Raw genomic sequence first — 2,314 nt, 5'->3', positions numbered from 1 at the left:
ATTATTCGATTTGCATAATTTGAATAAAATAATTATTTTTGCAAAAATGATATTCCTATGGCGAAGATTATAAATCCATTCATCGTGACCGGAAAGATCGCTCCGGAGTATTTTTGCGATCGGGTGAGCGAATCAGCCCGGCTTGTCAAGTCGGTTACCAACGGCAATAATTTGGTTGTCATTTCACCGCGCCGTATGGGTAAAACAGGGCTGATTCAGTTCTGTTACGACAAGCCGGAAATCGGTAAGGAGTACTATACTTTTTTCATCGATATTCTGCATACGTCGAGCCTCCGCGAATTTACCTATCTGCTCGGCCGGGAGATTTATGAAACACTCCTGCCTCGCAGTCGTAAAATGGCGACTCTTTTCATTCAGACGATTAAGTCCATCAGCGGGAAATTCGGGTTCGACCCCATCACTAATCTTCCCACTTTCAATGTGGAGTTGGGAGATATCGAGCGGCCCGAATATACGCTCGATGAGATTTTCCAATATTTGTCTCATGCGGACAAGCCTTGCATCGTAGCGATTGATGAGTTCCAGCAAATTGCCAAATATCCGGAGAAGAATATAGAGGCTTTGTTGCGGACTCACATCCAAAGGTTGGAGAACAGCCATTTTATCTTTGCCGGGAGCGAACGCCACATGATGCAGGAGATGTTTGCATCGGCCGCCCGGCCGTTCTACCATAGTGCCGACATGTTGGAGCTGAAAGCCATTCCTGCGGAGATTTACATTCCGTTTATCGTCGGGCATTTCGAACGGCGCAACCGTTCGATAGCCGCCGTCGATGCGGAAAAGGTTTATACGCTTTTTCAGGGGCACACCTACTATATCCAAAAGACCTTCAACGAATCGTTTGCCGATACGCCCGAAGGCGACGAATGTACGTTGGAGACGATCCGGGCTGCCATCGATAATATGATTGCTTCGAACGATACGATTTTCCGGGAGATTCTGTCGAACGTTCCCGAAAAGCAGAAGGAGTTGCTTTATGCCATCGCCAGGGAGGGCGAAGCCGAGCGTATTACATCTGCCGATTTCATCAAACGGCACAGTCTGACTTCGGCCAGTTCGGTACAGTCGGCCGCAAAGAAACTACTCGAAAAGGATCTTATCACCGAAATTAACAAGGTTTTTTCTGTAACCGACCGATTATTTGCCATGTGGATAAATAAATTATATGGGAAAAATCCGGATTTTTAATGTCGCAGCTCGGTATAATGTGATTTTTATAGATTGGTATTTGGCCGTAAGTTGGCTGAAATAGTTACCTTTGACTTTGTCGAAGGTACTCCGCCCCGACAAAACGCAAATAAAATTTGCTTTTGTGCGCGGCTTGTTCGTACCTTTGTTACGAAGTATGCCGAAACTCTATATCATAGCGTGTTGCAACGGTGCAGGGAAAACGACTGCATCCTATACCGTGTTGCCCGAAATGCTGGGATGCCGGGAGTTCGTCAATGCCGACGAAATAGCAAAAGGGCTGTCGCCGTTCAACCCCGAAAGCGTGGCGATCGAGGCAGGACGGTTGATGCTGCAACGAATGGATGATCTTTTGTCCGAAGGCGAGGATTTTGCGTTTGAAACGACGTTGGCGACCCGTTCCTATGTGAAATTCGTGGAGCGGGCGCAGGCGAAAGGCTATTTTGTGACATTGCTATACTTTTGGTTGCCGACACCCGAACAGGCTATCGAGCGTGTTGCAACACGAGTAAGCGAGGGCGGGCACAATATTCCGTCGGATGTGATTCGGCGGCGTTATGCGAACGGCATCAAGAATTTAACGACCCTCTATACCCCGATTTGTGACTATTGGATAATCTATGATAATAGTGTTGCCGATGGTATTCACAAGGTTGCTTGGGGTGTCAAGGATGAAATAAAAGAGATTGTCGATCCGTTATCTTATCAAAAGATCGTAGGCTATGAGCGAGATTGAGATTAAGCAAATGCAGGAGAAAATCGATGCAGGCATTTTGCTTGCCCAAAAGCGTCTGATTGAAAAGACCAAGAAGGAGGACGGAGAACTGGTCGTCGTGCGCGACGGAAAGGTCGTGCGCATCAAGGCCCGTGATCTGAAATAGAAATTTTGGGTCGGTTGTCCGAATGAATAATCCCCGACATCCGCAAATGTCGGGGATTCACTTTTCAATTTTGATTGGGTAGGCGGACGGCGCGTGGAACACAGGTGGAACACGCGAAATCGCAATAACTCTCGATAATGGCAAGTTGCAACTCTTTGAACATGTGTAAAATCCGCTGGAATATAGTTTGTTAAATTTATTAGAAAAAGTAAAATTTAATTCTG

General features: G+C 46.5%; 3 protein-coding genes. All 3 read left to right on the top strand.

The window, feature by feature from the left end; genetic code table 11:
- Positions 1-57: 57 nt before the first annotated feature.
- Positions 58-1,209, top strand: coding sequence for an AAA family ATPase (locus BHV64_RS09215; protein WP_217726891.1), 1,152 nt, complete (start codon positions 58-60; stop codon positions 1,207-1,209).
- A 157-nt stretch (positions 1,210-1,366) separates the two neighbouring features.
- Positions 1,367-1,945, top strand: a complete 579-nt coding sequence (locus BHV64_RS09210) for a zeta toxin family protein (RefSeq protein ID WP_217726909.1) — start codon at positions 1,367-1,369, stop codon at positions 1,943-1,945.
- Positions 1,932-2,090, top strand: a complete 159-nt coding sequence (locus BHV64_RS09205) for a hypothetical protein (RefSeq protein WP_009597155.1) — start codon at positions 1,932-1,934, stop codon at positions 2,088-2,090. Before BHV64_RS09210 ends, BHV64_RS09205 begins: the two co-directional genes overlap by 14 nt.
- Positions 2,091-2,314: the final 224 nt, after the last annotated feature.

This window comes from Alistipes sp. 56_sp_Nov_56_25, from assembly GCF_001915285.1.
Taxonomy (GTDB): domain Bacteria; phylum Bacteroidota; class Bacteroidia; order Bacteroidales; family Rikenellaceae; genus Alistipes; species Alistipes shahii.
This window is presented reverse-complemented; position numbering and strand designations above follow the sequence as displayed.

Excerpts from the sequence above, each read along its gene's own strand:
- BHV64_RS09215 (WP_217726891.1), top strand. The coding sequence starts at position 58 with ATGGCGAAGATTATAAATCCATTCATCGTGACCGGAAAGATCGCTCCG.
- BHV64_RS09205 (WP_009597155.1), top strand. The coding sequence starts at position 1,932 with ATGAGCGAGATTGAGATTAAGCAAATGCAGGAGAAAATCGATGCAGGC.
- BHV64_RS09210 (WP_217726909.1), top strand. The coding sequence starts at position 1,367 with ATGCCGAAACTCTATATCATAGCGTGTTGCAACGGTGCAGGGAAAACG.